Source organism: Actinocatenispora sera (assembly GCF_018324685.1).
GTDB classification, from domain to species: Bacteria; Actinomycetota; Actinomycetes; order Mycobacteriales; family Micromonosporaceae; genus Actinocatenispora; species Actinocatenispora sera.
The window spans coordinates 5,993,539-6,011,909 of record NZ_AP023354.1; the positions used below are offsets into that span (position 1 = coordinate 5,993,539).

Here is an 18,371-nt window from a genome sequence, read left to right on the forward strand (position 1 = left end):
AGATCGACGGCGCGGGTCAGCTTCGTTCGTACCGGGTCGCGAGGCGCCTGCGCGGCCCACGCCTGCCGCACCCAGTCGCGCAGCCGGTCGGGTGCCACCCCGGCCAGCGTCACCTCGATGCCGAGAAAGCTGCGCCGCGCGTCCTGCCGCCGTACCACCGTGGCGTGATCGGGGTCGACCGCCACAGCTCGGCCAGCCGCCTCCTCGCTGAGGCAGCAGACGACGGTCGTCTCGTCCCGGCCGAGGCCGAGGAAGGTGCGGCCGTGCACGGACCACTTCGGGGTTCCGAAGCGTCCGTGCACCGTCTCGGTCACCTCGGGCAGCGCCAGTGCCCAGGCGCGAAGTTCCGCCGTGCCGGTCATGAGGGACATTGTCCCCGGTGGGCCTGCGGCACGACACCGCCCGCACCGGGGCACCGACCGACCGCTGGCCCGGCACGCGGTGCCGGGTCAGCGGTCGGAACGCGCGGTCAGGCGTGGCCGACGACCCGCATGGTCACGGTGACCGGCGCGACCGGGTAGGGGGTGCGGGCCCGGACCCAGACGGTGGCCTGTCGGCTGCCGCGCTGGGCGCCGGCCGCGCTCAACCGCACCGGTACCGTCACGTGCTGGCCGGGCGCGAGCGTCACCGTCTCGCGGTCCAGGCTCAGCCACGGCGCCGATGCGCCGGCACAGTCCCAGTAGCCGGGCAGCAGGTCGACCGCCGTGGTCGGGTTGAACGGCTTGAGCACCGAACCGCCGACCCGGGCCAGCCCGCAGGCGCTGCCACCCCGGTACGCCAGCGTCGGTGCCGGCGGCAGCGCCGACCAGCGGTCCGCGGCCGGATCGTAGGCGTAGGTGGCGTTGGTGATGGTGTCGTCGCCGATCCCGCCGGACACCACCAGCTCACCGTTGGCCGCGGTGTACCCGCTGCCCCACAACGGTTCCGGCAGGCTCGCTACCTTCGTCCAGGTGTCGGTGCCGGGCGCGTAGGCGTACGCGTCGGCGAAGTCCTCGCCGCTGGAGGTACCGCCGGCGCAGTAGATCCGGCCGCCGATCGCCCCGCAGGACAGGTGCGCGATCGAGCGCGGGTAGTCGGCGAGCCGCTCCCACCGGTCGGTCGCCGGGTCGTAGCGCCGGACGTTGTTCAGACCGCAGACATTGGTGCAGCCGCCGACCCGGTAGAGCTTGCCGTCGAGCACGGCGCGGCCGGCGAACGCGGCACCGTCGGGCGCGTCGGCCACCGCGTGCCAGGAGTCGGTCTCCGGCTCGTACCGCAGGGTCGAGCGGAGCCCGCCGTTCAGCGACTCGCCGCCGGTGACGTACAGGGTCCCGCCGAGGAACGCGGCGGACCCGCCCTCGCGCGGTTCGGGCAGATCGGCGATGCGCGACCAGGTGTTCGCCGCCGGGTCGTACCGGTAGCTCTGCTCCGTCTTGCGGGTCCCGTCGACGCCGCCCAGCGAGTAGATGGTGCCGCCCTGCTCGGCGACGGCGTTGTCCATGATCCGGGTCGGGAACGTGGCGAGCGGCTGCCACGACCCGGCGGTGCCGTCGCCCCCGCGGTCCGGGCCGGCCGGTTCGTGCGTCGCGTCCACGGGCAGCGGCGAGAAGTCACCCCGCACGTGCATCGCCTTCGGTACGGCGCCGGTCGCCCCGGCCGGCACCTGGTACCGGCCGTTGGTCGTACCGAGGGTGACCGTCGCGGTCGCGGTACCGGTGTTCGTGATCGTCACCGACCGTCGCGCGGTGTGTCCGGCGGGGACGTTCGCGGTGAGGTCCGCCGGCCGCACCGACAGCCGGGCGGCGGCGAGCCGGACGTCGACGTGCACCGCGCCGGCGCCGAGGCGGACCGGGACGGTCGAGCTTTCGTACCCGGTCGCGGCGACGTGCACGCGCTGCTGGCCAGGGGCATCGGCGACCAGCCAGAACAGGCCGTCGGCGCGATACGGGTCGGCCGGGGTCGCGATGGTCCGGGTGCTGCCCGCGCCGGGGATCTCCACCGTGGCCGGGTGCACCGGCTTACCGGTGTTGCGGTCCCGAACCGAGCCGACCAGCAGGTTCGCCGGCCGGTCGGCACAGTACCGCTGTCCCACGATCACGTTGTCCAGCTGCCACTGGCTGTAGTGCCGCTCGGGGCTGGTGTAGCGGAAGCGGACCCGGACGCGGTCTTGGCCGGCCGCGGCCGGGATCGGCACGACCCGGTGGTCGTACTTGGTGCGGTCGGTGTCCTCGAACACCGTCTGCCAGCTGTCGCCGCCGTCGAGGCTGAGATCGACGAAGCCGCGCACCCCGCTGGAGTAGTCGAAGTAGCTGTCGAACGACACCGTCGGCGCGTCCTGCCCGGACAGGTCGGCCACCGGGCTGACCAGCGACGTGTCCTCGGCCCCGGCGCCGTACGCCCAGCTGTCCATGACGGCGAAGGACCCGTCGCCACCGGTGGAGTCGACCCGCTTGCCCGGGTTGTCGAACCGCCACACGTGGCCGCTTCCGGCGGCGTCGACGACCTGCCAGCCGGCCGGTGTGTCGGTGCCGTCGAACGTGGCGCCGGTGCCGTGGTAGGCGAACCCGTAGCCGGCGGCGGTGCAGCGGTTCTGGTCCACGGGTACCGCGACGTCGCGGCGGACGCCCCGGGAGCCGACGGACACCGTCACGCTCGTCGGCTCGTACCCGGCGTACTCCGGTGTCACGGTGAGCCGGTAGTGCGCCCCCGCCGGCAGGTCCACCTGGTACCGCCCGGTGGCCGGATCGGTGAACACGTCGCCATGCGGGTAGCCGTCGATGGTGATCCGCGCGTACAGCGGCCAGCCATGCCCGGAGCCGTCGGTGACGGTGCCGGAGAGGGTCGTCGTCGGCAGGGCCCGCAGCCGGAAGTCGGCGTCCACGGAACGGCCCGCCGACACGGTCACGTCGCGGGTGACCGACCCGTGGTCGTAGTCGGTCACGGTGATCGTGTGCGTGCCGGCCGGCAACGCCAGGTCGTAGCGGCCGTCGTCGTCGGCGGCGGTGGTGTACCCGTCCGGTGTCGCCACACCCGCTCCGGCGATCGGCCGGCGGGTCGCGGCGTCGGTCACCGTGCCGGTGACGTGCCCGAACCGGCCGTGCTGCAGCGCCGAGACACCAGCCGGCGTGCCCAGCCCGGTCGGACCGTCCCAGCCGGGCCCGGCGTTGCACAGCACGGTGCCGCAGGCACCGTTGGCCCCGGTGACCACGTCGTTCAGGCCGGATGCGGCGTCGTACGGGTAGCTGACCGGGTAGGTGCCGGGTTCCGGCGTACCGGCCAGCGCGTACATGCCGGCGACCAGCGGCGCGGACAGGCTGGTGCCGCCGATCTGCAGCCAGCCGCTGTAGCCGTACGTGTCGTACACGGCCAGGCCGGTCTGCGGGTCGGCGACCGCAGAGACGTCCGCCGCCGCCCGGCCGGCGCACTCGGTCGCGACCGCCTGCTGGAACACCGGCTTCGGCTCGTACGGCGAGCAGCCGCTACCGGCGTCCGACCACGCCGTCTCGGCCCAGCCGCGCGTGCTGGCCGTGTCGCGGGTCAGCGTCGTACCGCCGATGCCGACCACATTCGGGCTGGTCGCCGGCCACGAGTTGACGTTGCCGAAGTCGCCGCTGCTGGCCACGACCGCCACGCCCGGATGGTCGTAGAAGTGGTCGTAGTCGGTCTCCGCCGGATCCTCGCCGGCCACGCCGTAGGAGTTGGACACCACGGTGGCGCCCAGCCGTACCGCGGTGTCGACCGCCGGACCGAGCGAGTCGAAGCTCTCGTCGTCGCCCTGTACCAGCAGCAGGTGGCAGCTCGGGCAGGCCGCGGACACCGCGTCCAGATCCAGCGCCGTCTCGCCCGCCCAGCCGATGTCCTGGACCGGATAGTCGGTACCGCCGCGCTGGTCGACCTTGCGGAAGCAGCCGTTCGCGGTGGTGCACTCGGGCAGCCCGTAGTGCGCGCGGTAGGCGGCCAGGTCCGCCTCGGCGTTGTCGTAGCCGTACGCGTCGACGATGGCCACGGTCTGGCCGGCGCCGCCGTCCGGCAACCGGTACGCGGAGCGGATGTCGGTCGGTGCGAGCGCGGTCGGCGGTGGCGCCGCCGCGGCCACGGCGGCCCGCTGCCGGTCGGCCGCGTGCACGATCGCGAAGCACCGCGCGGTGAGGCGGCCATCGTGCGCGTCGGCGGGCTGGGCGCAGGCCAGCGGGCTGCCCCCGGCTGGGGCCGACTCCGCCCCGGTACCGGCGGGAACGCTCGCCGCGGCCGGTACGGACGGTGCCGTGATACCGAGCGGCACGGCAAGGACAACGGTGAGAGCGGCGATCCACCGCCGCAGCGGACTTCTGGCGGCCACGGTCACTCCTCCGACCGCGCGACGGCGGTCCGGTCGAGGCGTGTCATACGGACGACACACACTGATCGAAGAGGACTATGGCGTGCCGGCGACAGCGCTGACAAGATTGATCCGCGTTCCGGTTCCGGACACCTGGCAGGAACACGACAACCCCGGGAGGTCGACGGTGTGGGACTCGGTGGGTCTCGACGACCTGGACGGCAGCACGTACGAGGCGCTGGTCGCGTGCCGGCAGGCCGGCGTCGAGGATCTCGCCGCGGCGACCCGGATGTCGACCGGCCGCGTCCGGACCGCCGTCGCCGGCCTGGTCCGGCGCGGCCTCGTCACCCGGCTGCCCGGCCACCCGGCACGGTACGCCCCGGCACCACCGGATCTCGTTGCGGCGGAACTGATCGCGGCGCAGGAACGCCGGCACCGCCAGTTCCGCAGTCACCTGCAACAGCTGGCCACCACGTACGCGGCGAACCCGGCGTCGCGGCATCCGGCCGAGCTGATCGAGGTGCTGGAGGGGGCGCAGAACGTGCGCAGCGCGTTCCACCGGCTGCAGGACGACGCGGTCAGCCAGGTCCGGGTGTTCGACCGCCCGCCGTACTTCAACTCCGCCGGCTCCGGCGCGTTCGAGGTCAACGAGGGCGAGTTGCAGGCGCTGGAGAAGTCGCGGGTCAGCTACCGGGTCATCTACGAGCGCAGCGTGCTCGCCGAGCCGGGCCGGATGGCCGACGTGTGGGCCGGCGTACGCCAGGGCGAACGGGCCCGGCTGGCCGGGTCCCTGCCGCTCAAGCTGGCCATCGCCGACGACCGGATCGCGCTGGTCAACTCGACCTCCGACTTCGACGCGCAGACGGCCTACCTGGTACATCCCTCCGCACTGCTCGACGCGTTGATCGGCTTCTTCGAGGCGACCTGGAGCCGGTCGGTCGCGCTCAACCAACCCGACCGCGACGCCGACCCGGACCCGGTGGCGGATCCGCTCACCGACCAGCGGCGCGATCTGATCGGCATGCTCGCCGGTGGGCTGACCGACGAGGCGATGGCCCGCGCGCTGGACGTCAGCGTCCGCACCGTGCAGCGGCACATCCACACCTTGATGGACGCGGTCGGCGCCGACACCCGGCTGCAACTGGGCATGGAACTCGTCCGGCACGGCTGGGCCTAGGCGTGTGGTGCACCACCGCGTGCTGGGTTCCACGACACGGCCGCGGCATCGTCCGCGAAGCTCGACATCCCACCGTTTGCCGACCCGCTCCGTCGATCGGCCGCGGTCGCGCGCGACGTGGTGCGCTGTCCTGATCGTCCGGACCGCCGGGGTTCCGTCGTTCGGCGGATGACAGGACGTTGGTGTGGGCGCAGCATCGGTTGGTGGAGCCGATCCGGGTACTGATCATCGACGATCAGCAGCTGTTCGCCGAGGCGCTGGCCGTGTGGTTGGCCCGCCAGCCCGGGTTCGAGGTGGTCGGGGCGGTCCATACGGTCGCCGCGGCCCAGTCGCTGCTGGCCGCCGCGCACGTCGACGTGCAGCTGGTCGACCTGGATCTCGGCGGCGAGTCGGGGATCGCGCTGCTCGACCATGCCCGTGACCGGTACCCGCTGCTACGCTCGGTGATCCTCAGCGCGTCGCGGTCGCCCGAGGCGGTCGCCACCGCGGTACGGCACGGCGCGGTGTCCTGGCTGTCCAAGACCGCCGCCGGCGACACCCTGCTGCAGGTGCTGCGCGGGGTGCTGCGAGACGAGGCCTGGATCCCGCCCGACCTGCTCGCCGGACTGCTGCACACGCTCGCCGAACCGGCCAGCAGCCCGGTGCTCGATCGGCTGACGGGACGGGAGCGCCAGGTGTTGCAGTGCCTGGTGGACGGGCTGACCCGGGCGCAGATCGCCGAGACCCTGATCATGTCGCCGAACACGGTCCGTACCCACACCCAGAACCTGTTGGCGAAGCTGCCGGCGCACTCGGCGCTGGAGGCGGTGTCGGTCGCGTTGCGGTGCGGGATGCGGCCCGACGAGCACGCCGTCGGCCAGCCATCCGCCGAATGACGTAGCGCCGGCTGCTCACTTCGCGAGGTTCGCCGCGCCGCCGTCGGGGTTAGCGTCGAGGGACCCGCCCGCGGGAGGGCCGTGATGGGACGCAGGATCCGGGTCGCCACCGTGATCACCAGGCTGGCTGCCGGCGCCGGCGGGGTCGCGCTGCGCGGTGCGCTCGCCCTCGACCCGGACCGGTTCGCGGTGACCGTGGTGACGGGCGCGGCCGCACTGTTCCCGGGGCGGTCACCACGCCCCGGGATCCTTTCCGGCGAGGCCGCGCTCGCGGCGGCGCCGGAGGGCGATCTGCTGGCCCGTGCCGCCGCCGCCGGCCTTGCGGTACGGCGGATCCCGGCGCTGCTGCCGCAACCGGCGCCGGTCGCGGACGCGCTCGCGTTCGCCGCGCTGGTACGGCTGCTCGACGGCGTCGACGTGCTCCACACGCACTGCGCGAAGGCCGGTGTGCTGGGCCGCGCCGCCGGGTACCGGCACGGCGTGCCGCGCATCGTGCACACCCTGCACGGCCTGCCCTTCCACGACGACCAACCGGCATGGCGCCGGCTCGCGTACCGGCGGATCGAGCGCCGGCTGGGCCGGCGCACCGATGCCTTTCTCGCCGTGGGGGCGGCGGTACGACAGGCGGCGATCCGGCACCGGATCGCCGCTCCGTCCCGGATCCGGACGATCTGGCCGGCCGTCGATCCCGCTTCGGCGCCGGGCGACCGGGCCACCGCGCGGCAGGCGCTGGGACTGCCGCCCGACGTGCCGGTCGTCGGTACCGTCGGCCGGATCGACACCCAGAAGGCGCCGCTGGACTGGGTCGACGCGCTCGCCGCGAGCGGGCCGTCGAGCTGGGGGGTGTGGGTCGGGGATGGACCGCTGCGGGGGGCGCTGCGCGAGCGGATCGCCCGGCGCGGGCTCACCGACCGGGTCCGGCTGGTCGGGCACCGCGAGGACGTGCCGGCACTGCTGCCCGCCTTCGACGTGTTCGCGCTGGCCAGCCGGTACGAGGGGATGCCGTGCGTGCTGGTGGAGGCGATGCGGGCCGGGGTGCCGGTGGTCGCCACCGCGGTCGACGCGGTACCGGAGCTGGTGGTGCCGGAGGTGACCGGGCTGCTGGTACCGCCGGGCCGGCCGGAGCTGCTGGGTCGGGCGGCCGGCCGGCTGCTCGCCGACCGGGGCACCGCCGGCCGGCTGGCCGCGGTCGCGGCGACCCGGGTCGACGACCGGTACGATCCGGCGGCGCTGGGCGAGATCCTCACCGCCACCTACCTCGGGTCGCCCGGCGACGGTCCGGTGACGCGTCCGTGGCCCGACGCCGACGACCTGGCCGTATCGTGACCGGTCCGCTGGCTGCCGCCCTGGTCGAGGCGCATCGGCTCGGCCTGCGGATCTGGCTGGAGGCGGACCTGGTCCGACCGTGGCAGGACGGGCCGGCGCGGCTGCACGCCGCGCTGCGCACCGTCCGCGGGCTGGCCCGGGAGCCCGGTGTGGTGGGGGTCAAGTTCACCGAGGCGCTCGGGTACGCCGACGGGTTGACCGTTCCGGGGCGAATCGGCCGGTTCCTCACCGAGGTCGGGGACCGGCTCGCGGGCGCCGCGCCGGGCCGGCTGCGGCTGCTGGACCTCGCCGTACCGGAGCTGTCCTGCCTGCCCGACGATCCGGGCCGGCCGCGCCTGGCGACCGTCGCCGCGGCCCGGCTGCGCGGCCGGTACCCGCAGCTGGCGATCGACAACGTGCACGACTACCTGCGGCTGGGCGCGGCGGAGGTGGCGCAGGTCGCGACGCTGCCGCGGTCGGCCGCCACCTACGCGGGCTGGGGGGTCGACGACGACGTCGCGCAGCGCTCGGCCTGGTCGGCGACGGTGCAGTACTGGGGTCGCCTGACCCGGCTGTACGCGCGTGCCGATCTGACCCACCCGGGCAGCGGCCCGGGCGATGCCGGCGCCGCCGAGCGACGCCTGCACGCCGCGGTCGACGTGCCGCTGCGCGCCGGCGCCGAGGCGGTCGATGCCTGGACCTGGCGCCGTGCGTACCAGGGTTGGGTGGCGCGGCTGGCCGACCCGGGGCCGCGGGCCAACCCGTTGTGGGACGGTCTCGTGGCCCGGCACGCGGCCGGGGCCCGGCTGCTGACCCACCTCGATCCCGCCGCGCCGGAAGGTACCGTCCGGTCGGATCTGGCGATGATCGCCACCGCCTGTACCGACGTGTACCTTGCGGTCGGCGTCGACTGAGCCGTCCGCCGCCCGAGACGGAGGGCCGGCTCGGACGAACGGCTACCGAGCGTGGTACTGACGGTTCGTTCGCGGTCCGGCCGTCCATTACTCGCCAGGCACCCCGGACGCGGCTCGGATTGTGTGTTGTCGTGGGACGAGATCTTCCGGGTCGAGGGTCCGCGCCATCCAGGCGTGGCCACCGATCCGACGGGGGGAGCACCATGACCGGCGACCAGCAGCCCGTTCCGGCTCCGCGTCGTCCCGCCGATTCCGCGGGACCGCACCGGCCGTTCGGGCCAGAGGTACGGCACGAGATCGCCACCATCATGCTGCTGACCGGGGCGGTGGCCGACGCCGTCGACGTCGGCCCGGACAGCCGGGCCCGGCTCGACCAGCTGCTGACCGGGGCGGCGACCGACACCATCGACGTCAGCCCGAAAAGCCCGGACAGCACGGACAGCCCGGCCCCGCTCGACCAGCAGCTGCCGCCGGGTGGTGCCCGACCATGAACGTCGCTGCATCGACCACCATCCCCCACGGTACGGGGCTGCGCACCGCCACCGCCCACACGGTGACGGCGACGTTCGGCCCATCGACCGCACCGGCGGGAAGCGGTACCGGGCCGGCCGCGGCGGGTGCCCGGGTGCTGGTGTGCGACGACCACCTGGTCTTCGCCGAGTCGCTGGCCATGGTCTTCGTCGACGCCGGGTACCGGGTGACCGCGGTGACCCGCAGCATCGACGAGGTGCTCGGTGTGCTGCGGGCGTGTCCGGTGGACGTGTGCGTGCTCGACGTCGGGCTGGAGCTCGGGGAGCGGTTGGAGCGGCTCGCCGAGCTGCGCGCCGCCGGGCCGGCGACGCATCTGGTCCTGCTGGCCGGTCGAGCGCAGCGGCGGTGGGCGCCGGACGCGCTCGCCGCCGGGGTGTCCGGGCTGGTGGACAAGGGCCAGCACGTCGCGGCCATCCTGGACACGGTGGCCCGGGTGTGCGCGGGCGACACGGTCGTCGGCCCGCCGTACCAGCAGCTGCCCCGGCGCGGCGCGGTGCCGGAGCTGTTCCGGCTGGCCCGGTTCCTGACCCCGCGCGAGCGCGAGGTGTTGTGCCGGCTGGTACGCGGCGAGCACACCGCGGCGCTGGCCCGGTCGATGGGCATCACCTCGGCGACCGCGCGGTGTCACGTGCAGAACGTGTTGTCCAAGCTCGGCGCGCACACCAGGCTGGAGGTCGTCACGGCCGCCGTGCGCTGCGGCCTGGTCGACGCCGCGACCGGCGATTGGCTGGACGGCTGACCGGACGGTCCGCCCGTCAGCTGGCGGTGTCCAGTGTGGACGGCCCATCGACCGGTTCCGGCGGGCGGCGGGTCGGCGAGACCCAGCGGCCGGTGGAGCGGGCCACGAACGCCCTGGGCAGCGTGTAGAGCGTGATCGCCGCATCCACCACCCGCAGCAGCACGAAGAACGGCAGGAACAGCAGGTACTTCGGCCGGCGTTGCAGGGCGGCGACCAGCAGCGTGGTGAGGTAGTCGGGCAGCAGCACGCCGACCGCGAGGGTCTCGAGCCGGACGTAGCTGTGCACGGTTGCGTACACGGTGGACAGTCCGGGCAGGCTGGCCGCCGCCGGCGCCAGTTCCGGCACCACGAGCACCACGAACAGCAACGGCAGCAGCAGGAACAGCAGGCTGCTGGAGACCAGCTCCAGCAGGGTCAGGCCGAGCGACACGGAGAACAGGTTCGGCCGCAGGCCGTGCCGGCGCACCGTCTGCCACAGCCCGAGCGACCAGCGGGTCGTCTGCTTGAGGTAGTCGCGGAAGGTGCCCGGATCCTGGGTGGTGGCCGCGGCGCCGAGGCGGAAGCCGACGCGGCCCAGCCGCCGGCGGTACACCTCGAAGGTCATGTTGAAGTCCTCGATCACCAGTCCGGCCGGGTTCATCTCGATCCGCGGCAGGATCTCGGTGCGGTACAGGCTCGCGAAGCCGGGCACGATGTGGGTGGCGTTGAGCGACCGCCAGGTCTGGCCGTACTTGAGCAGCCGCTGGGTCATCGTGTAGATGCGTTCCCGGTGGGCGACGATCAGCTGCCCGGTGTGCGACATCGTGTCCGGCGACCAGTGGGTGCGGGCACAGCCGGCGACGGCGACCACCGCGGGGTCGTCGAACAGCGGCAGCGCCGCGTCGAAGTAGCCGTCGTCCAGCTGGGTGTCGGCGTCCAGCAGCAGCACGGCCCGGTAGCGGCGAACCAGCCCGAACCGCCGCATCGCGTACTGCAGCGCGCCCGCCTTGCCCAGGTTGCCCGGCGTGGCGAGGACCCGGGCACCGCAGCGGCGGGCGATCGCGACGGTGTCGTCGGTGGAGCCGTCCGAGACCACGTGCACCGCGCCGGCCGGGACCAGCCGCTGCACCGCGGTGATCGACGCGGCCAGCACCACCGACTCGTTGTGCGCCGGCATCAGCACCGCGACGTCCTCCAGCCCGATCGGCCCGGTCCGGGGCGCGTCCGGGTCGCGCAGCAGCCGCGGCCCGGGTGCCGCGTCCGGCCGGTCGTGCCGGCGCACGAACCGGTCGTCGATCAGCCGCAGCAGCCCGATCAGGCCCCACAGGGTGAAGTTGAGGCCGAACACGAACACCAGCAGCAACCACGGGAACATCAGCCACCCCCATCGGACGCGGCCCGCCAGATCGCACCGTCGGCGCTGCCCTCGTTGAGCCAGAAGAACACCCCGGCCAGGTGCGCGGACCGGGCCAGCGCCAGCTTCGCGTCGACGCTGCGGTCGTTCTCGAACCACACCTCGTGCCGGCGACCTTGCGCGTCCCGGTACTCGTACCACGGCGCCTGCGCGGTGGCGTCCCAGCGCACCGGTACGTTCCGGTCGCCCGCGGCGCGCTCCAGCGCGGCGACGCTGCGGTCGGTGCCGCGGTGGCCGACCCAGTCGTACCCGGACAGCGACATGCCGAGCACGATCTTGTCGGCGCCGATCGTCGCGGTGGCGTAGCGCAGCACCCGGCGTACCCACGGGGTGGGCGAGATCGGGCCGGGGCCGGAGGTCTCCCAGTGGTAGTCGTAGGCCATCAGCCGGACCTGGTCGACGGCGCGGCCGAGTTGCCGGTAGTCCTGCGCGACGTTGCGCGGTGCGTAGCCGGCGTCGGTGTCCTTGGCGAACAGGTCGACGCTGAGGGTGCGGTCGCGCGCGTGCAGCGCCGCGGCCACCTGCCGCACCAGCGCGGTGAACGCCGCCCGGTCGCCGGCGCGCAGGTCCTCGTAGTCCAGGTCGATCCCGGCGACATGTGGCGATTCCGCGAGCGCGACCAGGGACCGGACGTGCCGGGCCCGCGCCGCCGGGTCGTGCAGCACCCGCGACACCGGGCCGTACGAGAAGGTGCCGTCCAGCGCGTTCGCCACGGTCGGCACGTACCGGGTGCCGGGCGGCCGGGACCGCAGCGCCGCGGTGTCGGCACCGGCACGCTGCGGGACCACCGTGCCGTCCGTGGCGATCCCGTACACCCAGGGCGAGTACGTGTCGATCCGGCCGGCGTGGTCATCCAGCCGCGCCGCGCCGAAGTTCCAGTACGGTACCGCGGCGAGCACCCCAACCCTCCACTGTGGACTATCGCGGCCGCATCCCACGAGCAGTCCGATCAGCAGCATCGGTACCGCCGCGAGAATCGGCCACCGTCGTGCCGAACCCGCCCTGGTCATGGCGTGGCGAGCACCTGCTCTGCCCGCGGGGTGGCGCGCTGCTCCGCGACGACGTCGCGCAGGATGGCGTCCAGGTCGTGGGTCGGTGCGAACCCGACGAGCTCCCGGGCCCGCCGGCAGTCCGGCACCCGGCGCATCATGTCCTCGTACCCGTCGCCGTACGCCACCTGGTACGAGATGTGGTCGATCGTCGAGTGCGACCCGGTCAGCGCCACCACCCGCCGGGCCAGATCACCGATCGTGACCTGCTCCGCGGAGCCGAGGTTGAACACGCCACCGATCGCGTCCCGCTCGGCCAGCAGCGCCGGCAGCGCGGTGACCACGTCGGCGACGTGGCAGAAGCAGCGGATCTGGTCGCCGGTGCCGTACACGGTCAGCGGGTCGTCCGCCAGCGCCTGGCCGACGAACCGCGGCACCACCATCCCGTACCGGCCGGTCTGGCGCGGCCCGACGGTGTTGAACAACCGCACCGTGACGGCCCGCAACCCGGCCCGGGCGTACGCGGTGACCAGCGTCTCGTCGATCGCCTTCGCCTCCGAGTACGACCAGCGGCTCTTGGTCGGCGAGCCGATGATCCGGTCGTCGTCCTCGCGCAGCCCGACCTTGTCGTTCTTGCCGTAGATCTCGCTGGTGGAGGCGAGCAGCAGCCGCACGTCGTACCGGTGCGCCGCGGTCACCACGTGCTCGGTGCCGTGCAGGTTGGTACGCAGGCTGTCCAGGGTGCGGTCGCGGATGGTGAACGCACCGACCGCGGCCGCCAGGTGGTAGACCGTGTCGGCGCCGAGCACCAGCCGGTCGACCAGCTCCGCGTCCAGGACCGAGCCGCGGACCAGCCGCAGGCCCGGCCGATCGACGACCCCGGCGAGGTTCTCCCACCGTCCGGTACTCAGGTCGTCGAGCACGGTGACCTGGTCGCCGGCGTCGAGCAGCGCCTCGGTCAGGTGCGAGCCGATGAACCCGGCTCCCCCGGTGATCAGTGTGCGCATGTCGTCGTCCCCCCGTCGTTTCCGGTCGTGTCGCTAGGTTCGCGGCGGAGCCGCGAGCCGCTCGTAGAGCGTGTCGATGCGGTTGGCGACCGCGGCCACCCCGTACCGGGCGGCGATCGTCTCGACCGGCCGGCGGTCGGTCGGCGGCGCGTCGAGGACCGCGGCAAGCTCGGCCCGCAGCCCTTCCTCCGTCCCCGGCACCGGCCGGGCCTGCGGCACGTCGAGCCCGACGAGCGCCGGGCAGGTGGTGTAGCGCACCGGCAACCCGGCGGCGAGCGCCTCCAGCGCCGAGAGCCCGAACGTCTCCTGCTCCGAGGCGGTCAGGAACACGTCCATGGCGGACAGCAGCGGGCCTACGTCGTGCCGTTCCCCGGTGAACCGGACGCGGTCGGCGACGCCGAGTTCGGCCGCCAGCGCGCGCAGCCGGGCCAGCTCGGGGCCGTCGCCGACCACCAGGAACAGCCGCCCCTCGGTCAGCAGCGGGGCGATCGCCCGCAACGCCAGGTCGACCCGCTTCACCGGATCCAGCCGACCCAGCATGCCGAGCACCACGGTGCCGGGCGGCACCGCCAGCTCGGTGCGCAGCCGGGTCCGGGCCACCGGGTCGTACCGGGACCGGTCCAGGTCGACGGCGTTGGGGATCACCGTGATCCGCCGCGCCGGCACCCCCCACCGCACCAGCCGGTCGCGGACCGTCTCCGACACCGCGACGGTGACCTGGCCGCACCGCTCGCTGGCGAGATACAGCGCGCGCACCCCGGCGGTCATCCGCCGCCGCTCCAGGTGCGTCTCGCCGATCGAGTGTTCGGTGGACACGATCACCGGGATGCGGGCCAGCCTGGCCGCGGCCCGGCCGTACACCTGGGCGCGGTAGAGGTGCGCGTGCACCACGTCGTAGCGGCCGGCGGCGATCAGCCGGGTCAGCCGGGGCAGCGCGGACAGCTCGGTGTTGCGCCGCATGCCGAGATCGCGCACGCCGATCCCGGCCGCCGCCAACCGGTCCGCGACCGGCCCCGGGTTGTACAGGCTGAGCACGTCGGCGTGGTGCCGGGTGCGGGACAGGATCGTCGGCAGCTGCAGCTCGGCCCCGCCGACGCCCAGCCCGGTGATCACGTGCAGAACCCTCACGATCGCCCTCCCGACGCCAGCCGGGCCCGGTAGAGAACCCGCTTTCCGGTCAGCCGCAGCGCGCCGTCGCGCTCTCCGACGTAGATGCGCGGCACCGCGGCCACGCCGATCGCCGCCCGCGGCGCGTCCACGGCGCAGGCGTACCGGTAGCCGGCGGCGGTGACCGCGGCGCGCGCCGCGGCGTCCATCGACCCGTACGGGTAGCAGAAGCCGTCGACCGGAGCGTCCAGCAGGGCGGCCAGCCGGTCCCGGCTGCCGGTGACCTCGTCGCGCAGGGTCGCATCGCCCAGCCCCGCCAGCGGTACGTGCCGGGCGCCGTGCGCGCCGATCTCCCAGCCGGCGCCGGCGAGCGCGGCCAGGTCCGGGCCGTCCAGCAACGCCAGCTCGCCGCCGTCCCAGTCGTTGACCGCGCCGATCCGGTCGGCGACCACGAACACCGTTGCGGTACAGCCGAACCGGCGCATCGCCGGCAGCGCGTGCCGGACCACCCCGGCGTACCCGTCGTCGAAGGTGATGCCGACCAGTCCGGCGCTGCGGCCGGCCCGGCGGGCCGCGAGCAGGTGCCCGACACCCACCCCGCGCAGCCCGAGCCGACGCAGCGTCGCGAGCTGCCGGACGAACCGGCGCGGCGACACCGCGAGCCGGTGCGGGTCGTCGGTCAGCACGTCGACGGTGTGGTACATCAGCACCAGCGGCACGTCCCGCCACCGCCACGGCGTCATCGTCCGGGCCCGCTCGATCACCGCCATGGCCGCTCAGCTCCCCTCGTCGCCGCCGCGGCGCGACGGACCGCCACCGCCGTGGCGCGCCCGATCGCCAGCATCGCCGCGGCGCAGCCGATCGCCGCGAGCGCCGCCGTCGCCGCGAGGATCCGAAGGTCGCGCCGAAGCGTCCAGCGCTCGATGTAGTCGTTGTCGGCGACGGCCCGGGCGATCAGCGGGGTGTCACCGCACAGCCCGCGCAGCTGAGCGGTGCCGGTGATCCCGGCCGGCATCCGGAACCGGCCCGGGTAGCCCGGCACGCTCCCGGTGAACAGCTCGGCGAAGTGCGGCCGTTCCGGCCGCGGCCCCACCAGCGACATCTCCCCGCGCAGCACGTTGACCAGTTGCGGCAGCTCGTCCAGGTGGCTGCGGCGCAGCGCCGCACCCAGCCTGGTGACTGAGCCCGGCGGCGCCGTCCAGCGCACGTCGGCGTCCGGGTCCGGGGCCACCGTACGCAGCTTGAGCAGCTCGAACGGCACACCGCCGGCGGTGAGCCGAACCTGGCGGAACAGCACCGGACGGCCGTCCAGGCAGCGGATCGCGATCGCGAGCAGCCCGATCAGCGGCGCCGCGAGAACGAGCAGCGGTACCCCCAGCGCCAGGTCCAGCGCCCGTTTGCGCCGGTAGCGCAGCCGGTGCCGGGGCACCCCGACCAGCCGGCCGCCGGCCGGCACCCTCCCGGCCGGCGGCCACCCGTCGGCACGCCGCACCGCGGCGGCGGCCCCGGAACCGGTCGCCGCACGCGGGGTGGTCTGGGCGCTCATCCGGCCGCCCGCGCGAGGGACCGGCCCGTCGTCACGGTGCCGGTGAGGTGCTGCGCGAGGCGGTGTGCGGCGAAGTCGCAGCCGTGCACGAACCGCATCACCGGGCCGAACGAGCTCGCCACCACCGGCCCGGTGAAGTACAGGCCGGGCACCGACGACTGGAACACCCGGTCGACCGCGGGAGCACCGTCCAGGGTGGCGATGCCACCGGCGAGCTGCTCGTCCAGGAACGTCAACCGGGACAGATCCGGCCGGTACCCGGTGGCGGCGATGACATGGTCGGTGGTGATGCGCACCGGGCCGGCGCCGTCCCGCAGGGTCAGCCGCAGCGAGTCGGCGCCGGGCTCGACCGCGATCAGTTCGTGGTCGGTGAGCACCGGCAGCCGGCCCTCCACCCGCGGCCGCAGCCAGTACGCGCCGGCCGGTCCCAGCGCGGTGCGGGCGATCCGGGCCCGACGCCGGGCCGGCAGCCGGTGCAGCAGATCCGGCTGGGTCGAGTACAGCAGCGTGGTCCACCCGGACCCCAGCGGCGCCTCCGGCTCCCGCAGCCGTACCCGCAGCGATCGCCTGGCCCGCAACGGATCACCGTTCCAGGCGATCTTCGGCGCGCGCACCACCACGCGAACCCGCGCACCGGCCTCGGCGGCGAGCGCCGCGGTCTCCAGCGCCGACTGCCCCCGCCGAGCACCGTCAGGTCGGTACCGGCGAAGCGGCTCAGGTCGGTGTGCGCCGACGAGTGCGTCACGAGCGTGCCCGGCAGCTCGGCGAGCAGCGGCGGCATCCGGTCGAAGTGTTCGACGCCCACCGCGACCACCACCCGGCGGGCCAGCAGCGTCTCCCCGTCGTCGAGCGTCACCTCGAACTGCTCGCCCACCGAGGCGATCCGGCGGACCAGCGTCTCGGTCAGATCCGGCACCTGGGTGCGCTGGAACCAGCCGCCGTAGGCGGTGAAGTCGGCCAGCCGCACCGGCTTTCCGTACGGCACGTACTCCTCGCCGCGATGCGCGCAGTAAGCCTTCAGCGTCGCGGCGCCCGCCGGATCGGACAGGTTCGACGCGTACGGCTGGGACTTCAGCTGCATCCCGGCCGGCATGGCCGAGCGCCACAGCGCCATCGGACGGCCGAAGATCCGGACCGTCAGGCCAGTGTCGCGCAGGTGCGCCGCAAGCGACAAGCCGTACGGCCCGGCGCCCACGATGGCCACATCTATCGTTCTCGCCATCAGACCGTTCCTCCCACCGCTTCGATCTCTACCGAACGGGCCGAACGTGCCCGTGCGGTACCTGGTCCGGGCCGCGCCGGAGTGCTCCGGCGTCGGCGCCCGATCGGACGGTGCGCCGCGCGCCAGGCGGTGCGCAGGCACATCAGTCCGAACGGGGCAAGGTCGTCGGCGGCGAACCACGCGGTCTCGTCGATGCCGCGCAGGCTGCGCAGCCACGTCCGCACGTCCAGCTCGCCGCGCCGCAGGTAGCCCAGCGCGGCGGCGGTGTCGTAGTTCTCCACCAGGAAGCGCCGTCCGGCCACCGGCGCCGAGTCCGGTACCGGCCGGCCGGTCAGGTCCAGGTGCGCGGCCCGCGCCACGTCCACCCCGTCGGCGGTGCGGAACAGCCGGAACTGCGCGCCGATGCGCGGATTGAAGTCCAGCAGCCGGAACCGGCCGTCGCGCGCGTCCCGGCGCAGGTCGCAGTCCAGGATCCCGCGGTAGCCGAGGCGGGACAGCAGTGCCGCCATCTCGCCGGAAAGGACCGGATCCGGCACGCACTCGCCCAGGCTGGTCAGCCCGGCGTGCGGCGGGTACGAGCGGTGCTTGCGGCCGGTGAACGCGGGCCGGCAGACCGAGTCGGCGTCGCAGTAGCCGTGGAAGAACCAGTCGCTGCCCGGCAGGTACTCCTGCAGCAGCAGCGGCACGCCGGCCGCGTACGCCGCGGTCAGTGCCCTCGCGTCCCGGACGATGGTGGTGCTGCGCAGCCCGCCGGTGTCCCGCCAGGGCGCCGCCAGTTTCGCCACGACCGGATAGCCGACGCGTTCGGCGAACTCCCGTGCCACCACCGGATCGTCGGTCTCGACCGAGTCCACGGTGGGCAGCCCGAGCTCGCGGCCGAGCGCCGCGAGACTCGCCTTGCCGGCGAGCCGGCGGGGCAGGTCCGGCGGCTGCATCGGGAAGGAGAACCACCGCCGCAGCACCGGTCCGTGCTCGGCGAGCAGGATCGCACCGGCGTCGTCGGTCGGGATCAGCACCGCCCGCCGGCCGATCCGCTCGGCGATGCGGGCCAGCGCCGACAGCACCCGGTAGGGCTGGTCGGCGTCGGGCAACCAGCCGAACCGGCCACGCAGGTACCTCGACCGCGCCGCCGGGGTGAGGGGATCCTCGCACACCGCGTACACCTCGACGCCGGCGCGACCGAGACTGCGGATCACGCCGAGGCCGCCGTGGTGGAACACGTTGCGGTCGAGCTTCAGCACCACAGCCGGGACGTTGTGGTCGAGCATC

At 74.2% G+C, this 18,371-nt stretch carries 16 protein-coding genes and 1 pseudogene; 6 read left to right on the forward strand and 11 right to left on the reverse strand.

The window, feature by feature from the left end; genetic code table 11:
• Positions 1-65 precede the first annotated feature (65 nt).
• Together Asera_RS34130 and Asera_RS28160 are read right to left on the reverse strand one after the other, a co-directional pair.
• Positions 66-371 (reverse strand): annotated as a pseudogene (locus Asera_RS34130) (hypothetical protein); the annotation flags it as partial.
• Between the two features lie 98 nt (positions 372-469).
• On the reverse strand, positions 470-4,318 hold the full coding sequence (locus Asera_RS28160) for a Kelch repeat-containing protein (protein ID WP_169745784.1): 3,849 nt from the start codon (positions 4,316-4,318) through the stop codon (positions 470-472).
• Positions 4,319-4,484: 166 nt separating this feature from the next.
• On the opposite strand from Asera_RS28160, the gene Asera_RS28165 reads away from it, so the two are divergent.
• The 6 genes from Asera_RS28165 to Asera_RS28190 all read left to right on the forward strand — a co-directional run bounded on the left by Asera_RS28165 (position 4,485) and on the right by Asera_RS28190 (position 9,838).
• On the forward strand, positions 4,485-5,474 hold the full coding sequence (locus tag Asera_RS28165; protein WP_030444159.1) for a helix-turn-helix domain-containing protein: 990 nt from the start codon (positions 4,485-4,487) through the stop codon (positions 5,472-5,474).
• A gap of 203 nt (positions 5,475-5,677) precedes the next feature.
• Positions 5,678-6,349, forward strand: a complete 672-nt coding sequence (locus tag Asera_RS28170; protein ID WP_030444158.1) for a response regulator — start codon at positions 5,678-5,680, stop codon at positions 6,347-6,349.
• 84 nt (positions 6,350-6,433) lie between these two features.
• A complete protein-coding gene (locus tag Asera_RS28175; protein ID WP_051801455.1) occupies positions 6,434-7,675 on the forward strand; it encodes a glycosyltransferase in 1,242 nt (413 codons plus the stop codon).
• Positions 7,672-8,568 (forward strand): hypothetical protein, encoded by an 897-nt coding sequence (locus Asera_RS28180; protein ID WP_030444156.1) that lies wholly within the window; start codon positions 7,672-7,674, stop codon positions 8,566-8,568. The genes Asera_RS28175 and Asera_RS28180 overlap by 4 nt, the downstream gene beginning before the upstream one ends.
• A gap of 203 nt (positions 8,569-8,771) precedes the next feature.
• Positions 8,772-9,059, forward strand: coding sequence for a hypothetical protein (locus Asera_RS28185; RefSeq protein ID WP_030444155.1), 288 nt, complete (start codon positions 8,772-8,774; stop codon positions 9,057-9,059).
• Positions 9,056-9,838, forward strand: coding sequence for a response regulator transcription factor (locus tag Asera_RS28190; RefSeq protein WP_030444154.1), 783 nt, complete (start codon positions 9,056-9,058; stop codon positions 9,836-9,838). Before Asera_RS28185 ends, Asera_RS28190 begins: the two co-directional genes overlap by 4 nt.
• Before the next feature lie 16 nt (positions 9,839-9,854).
• On the opposite strand, the gene Asera_RS28195 is transcribed toward Asera_RS28190, so the two are convergent.
• From Asera_RS28195 to Asera_RS28235, 9 genes are all read right to left on the reverse strand, one after another.
• Positions 9,855-11,192, reverse strand: a complete 1,338-nt coding sequence (locus tag Asera_RS28195; RefSeq protein WP_051801453.1) for a glycosyltransferase family 2 protein — start codon at positions 11,190-11,192, stop codon at positions 9,855-9,857.
• The gene (locus Asera_RS28200; RefSeq protein WP_051801451.1) at positions 11,192-12,130 is read right to left on the reverse strand and encodes a glycosyl hydrolase family 18 protein; all 939 of its coding nucleotides are present in this window, start codon (positions 12,128-12,130) and stop codon (positions 11,192-11,194) included. Before Asera_RS28200 ends, Asera_RS28195 begins: the two co-directional genes overlap by 1 nt.
• A gap of 107 nt (positions 12,131-12,237) precedes the next feature.
• Entirely contained in the window at positions 12,238-13,227 is a 990-nt protein-coding gene (locus tag Asera_RS28205) for an NAD-dependent epimerase/dehydratase family protein (RefSeq protein WP_035295075.1), read from the reverse strand.
• 33 nt (positions 13,228-13,260) lie between these two features.
• Positions 13,261-14,355 (reverse strand): glycosyltransferase, encoded by a 1,095-nt coding sequence (locus Asera_RS28210; protein WP_030444150.1) that lies wholly within the window; start codon positions 14,353-14,355, stop codon positions 13,261-13,263.
• The gene (locus Asera_RS28215) at positions 14,352-15,104 is read right to left on the reverse strand and encodes a polysaccharide deacetylase family protein (protein ID WP_211255439.1); all 753 of its coding nucleotides are present in this window, start codon (positions 15,102-15,104) and stop codon (positions 14,352-14,354) included. Before Asera_RS28215 ends, Asera_RS28210 begins: the two co-directional genes overlap by 4 nt.
• Positions 15,095-15,880, reverse strand: coding sequence for a sugar transferase (locus Asera_RS28220; protein WP_051801448.1), 786 nt, complete (start codon positions 15,878-15,880; stop codon positions 15,095-15,097). The genes Asera_RS28215 and Asera_RS28220 overlap by 10 nt, the downstream gene beginning before the upstream one ends.
• On the reverse strand, positions 15,877-16,275 hold the full coding sequence (locus Asera_RS28225; protein WP_212804741.1) for a hypothetical protein: 399 nt from the start codon (positions 16,273-16,275) through the stop codon (positions 15,877-15,879). The genes Asera_RS28220 and Asera_RS28225 overlap by 4 nt, the downstream gene beginning before the upstream one ends.
• The gene (locus Asera_RS28230) at positions 16,236-17,102 is read right to left on the reverse strand and encodes an NAD(P)-binding domain-containing protein (protein WP_212804743.1); all 867 of its coding nucleotides are present in this window, start codon (positions 17,100-17,102) and stop codon (positions 16,236-16,238) included. The genes Asera_RS28225 and Asera_RS28230 overlap by 40 nt, the downstream gene beginning before the upstream one ends.
• A complete protein-coding gene (locus tag Asera_RS28235; RefSeq protein ID WP_211255438.1) occupies positions 17,102-18,370 on the reverse strand; it encodes a carboxylate--amine ligase in 1,269 nt (422 codons plus the stop codon). The genes Asera_RS28230 and Asera_RS28235 overlap by 1 nt, the downstream gene beginning before the upstream one ends.
• Between the last annotated feature and the right edge of the window lies 1 nt (position 18,371).